Source organism: Anaerophaga thermohalophila str. Valhall, from assembly GCF_000250735.1.
In the GTDB taxonomy this organism is placed as follows: domain Bacteria; phylum Bacteroidota; class Bacteroidia; order Bacteroidales; family Marinilabiliaceae; genus Anaerophaga; species Anaerophaga thermohalophila_A.
Window position 1 is genome coordinate 1 of record NZ_AHZV01000113.1, and the last position, 3421, is coordinate 3421.

2 protein-coding genes are annotated in these 3421 nt (G+C 42.0%); one reads left to right on the forward strand and one right to left on the reverse strand.

Translation table 11 applies throughout. From position 1 onward, the window contains the following. Positions 1–38: 38 nt before the first annotated feature. Entirely contained in the window at positions 39–1442 is a 1404-nt protein-coding gene (locus tag OQ5_RS0106125; protein ID WP_016776637.1) for a polysaccharide deacetylase family protein, read from the reverse strand. Positions 1443–1831: 389 nt separating this feature from the next. On the opposite strand from OQ5_RS0106125, the gene OQ5_RS0106130 reads away from it, so the two are divergent. Next, positions 1832–3418 (forward strand): aspartate:alanine exchanger family transporter, encoded by a 1587-nt coding sequence (locus OQ5_RS0106130; RefSeq protein WP_016776638.1) that lies wholly within the window; start codon positions 1832–1834, stop codon positions 3416–3418. The last annotated feature ends 3 nt before the right edge of the window (positions 3419–3421 follow it).

Genomic DNA, 3421 nt, shown 5'->3' on the forward strand with positions numbered 1-3421 from the left:
TTAATTGTATCAGTATTAAATTAGCCTAATTTATTGGTCTAATTGAACTCGTACCGATCTGCCTCTATTTTTCTGTAAACATCTATGCCCCGTACCGGCTCGGGATTGTGTTGCATTATTTCTTTAAGCAGATGTTCGTAAAATTCAGTTACTCCGGGTATTTCAATATCGCTTAACCGGCAATTGTGCCAAAGCAGGCTGAAAATTCCCCCGAATTTTTCAGCTTCTGTTATATAATGTGCTACAGCTTCCTGTAGTCCTGAAAAACCCGCTTTCCGGTAGTTTAAAACAGAGACCTCCATCATTACAAGAGGGATTTCCCATATTTGCATCATTTTGTCATTTTCAAAATCAAAGGGACGAAACGGCCAACAGTAACCGTTTCTGTAACCATCATGTTCGGCAAACGCCAGTGATGTATCATACTTTAAGCCGGCAGCCTGCTGGTTTTTAAATGTCAATGGATGTGAAAAACGCAGGTAGTGCTGACGAATTCCAACCGGCTCAATGCCGGTAACCCGGCTAAATTCACTCTTTTGCTGCAGCAGGTTTTTCGCATCGGTGGCCGATCGCATTGTTCCATGAAGTCCTGCTTCAAATCCCTCTTTCGAAATTTTTGTGATTAAGGCTTTTATTTTTTTGTAATGATATTTGTAAAGCGAATTGTCAAAGCGGTCTTCCTGTCTTAAAAAGAAAAAGGTGGAACGTATACCCAGGCGTTTTTCAAGGTTCATCATCCAGTCAAAGTTCCACCACGGGTCTTGTCCTCTGAAAGGATTCAGGTTATAGAAAACCCCGCGGAAAAATAACCCGGCGGCTTTAATTTTACTGTAATTGACCGGTGCTAATCCCATTATCTGTTTTATTTTGTAGAGAACATGAAATGGATGATAAAAGGCCACACGATCAACATCATGACTAAGAAATAAACCGAAATTATCAAAAAGTCTCTTACGCCGGATTTCTTTGTCTTGCAGCCTGGCATGAGCCTCCACGCCGTCAATTATCATTTCGAAATAATAGTTAACAAGCGGGAGGTGTACGCAATTCAGTTTTTTCTGTATCGATAAATCGTAAGGGAATCTGCCAAACCGGTCTTTCTCGGTTGTCTCAGTTTCCTGTAGTCCCGATAACAGGTAAAAAGCAGAAGAGAGCAAATCGTGATGAAAAATAACATTTCCCCTATCATCGATATGAAAGATTTTTTCGTCCGGGATGGCGTTAGAAAATAATACAGGAATTTTGTGACCGCGAAAATTCAAAAACACAGGATTCGGTATTTCTTCTTCAGACAAGATGAATACTATTCGGTTTTTTGAATCATCGGGCAGATCGTCCGGCCTTTTTAGAACCTCTATCGCATCCTGCGGGAAATCCTCTGCTTCGAGGTGATGTTTAAGGTGATGTATTATGTAATTTACTTTATTATCTGACAGATACATTGTTTATTTTACTTTATAGTTTAATGATGAAGAAAAGCATCACGCATTATTGTTATCTCAATAAGCCGGTAGATTCTGAGAAGTACTGTATAACACTACTCCGTTAAATTTTTGTAATAAATTGCACGTCATTTGTTTGTGATTGAAGGGGCCTGTTTGCTAAAGTGCAGTAAACCAAGGTCATATAAGGCATCTTGTATCTAAAAATCTGACTTTCTATTGATATAATATAATGTAATAAATCCAAATATAGGAATTTAGTCATTTACCCTCCATGGTGACGAATATTTATTTTTTCGGGGAGGGGATTAATAAAATTTAACGCGTAGTATCTTTCAGGCAAGGTGTTTTCGTCTACCTTTGCAGTCAATTAACTAAAAACTAAACCAATGGACGTATTTACTTCGGAGTATTTTGCCCTTTTTGTTATCATTTGCCTGGGGTTCATCCTGGGAAGCATCAAGATTAAAGGGATTTCCCTTGATATTTCTGCTATTATCTTTGTTGCGTTGATATTTGGCCATTACGGAATGACCATGCCACCGATTATAGGGAAAATCGGGCTTGTTCTTTTTATTTATACCATTGGCATGCAAGCGGGTCCGGGGTTTTTTGAATCGTTCCGTAAACAGGGACGGAATCTTGCCATTCTGGCCACCATAATAGTGGGGTCTGCGGCTATTATTACATTAATTGCATTTACGTGGACAGGGATTGATACCCCGGTTGCCATCGGGCTTCTTACCGGAGCGCTTACAAGTACACCGGGACTCGCCGCGGCCATTGATGCCACGGGTTCTTCTCTCGTTTCCATTGGTTATGGTATTGCTTATCCGTTTGGTGTTATTGGTGTTATCTTGTTTGTCAGGCTTTATCCTAAGCTAATTAAAGCAGATTTAAAGAAAGCCGAAAAGGAATTTGAGAAGCTGAGCGAATCGGGACACCCCGATATAAAAAGTAAAACATTCAGGGTTGAAAATGAAAATGTTATTGGCAAATCGATATCCGAACTGAGGATAAGGTCAATGACCAAGGCGGTGATTTCAAGGATCATGCATGAAGGTGATGCTGTGGTTCCTTCTCCTCAAACGCTTCTTTCGAAAGGGGACCTGGTAAAAGCCGTTGGTACAGATGATGCACTCAGGAAATTCCGGCTGTTAATAGGGAATGAAACCGATGAGGAGATTCCTCTCCATAAATCTTATGAGGTTCAGTCGATTCTGGTCACCAACAAAGAAGCGGTTAACCAGCCATTGGGAACCTTTAACCTGTGGAGCAACTATCAGGCAACAGTGACACGTCTCAGACGCAGCGGCATTGACATTACACCTTCACCATCGATGAGGCTCCACATGGGCGATAAGCTGACGGTTGCCTGCAGCCGTGAAAACATGAAACAGGTGGTTCGTATCTTCGGGAATGACGATAAAAAGCTTTCCGACACTGATTTTTTCCCTGTTGCAGCCGGAATTGTGCTTGGAATTTTGCTCGGTGAATTATCTCTTTCGTTTGGCGGAGGTATGTCTTTCAACCTTGGACTTACCGGCGGGATACTGGCTGTGGCCATGATATTGAGCCGTATCGGACGATCCGGCCCGGTTATCTGGAGCATGTCGGGTGCCGCAACTCAATTACTGCGGCAAATAGGTCTTATGTTTTTCCTTGTTGAGGTTGGCACCAAGGCCGGAGCACAACTTGTGGACACCTACTCGGAGTATGGGTCTCAGCTTTTCCTGATAGGAGGTGTTATTACTTTAGTTCCTATGATACTTGCAGTTATGGCGGCTCATTTTATGAAAAACATGAATATTCTCACTTTGCTTGGCGGCCTTACCGGTTCAATGACCAGTACGCCGGGTCTGGCTGCTGTGGATCCAATGACTGATACCAACGCACCCGCCATTGCTTATGCCACGGTTTATCCGGTTGCCATGGTGCTGCTTATTATATTTACCCAATTGCTTGCACTGTTTTAGAAA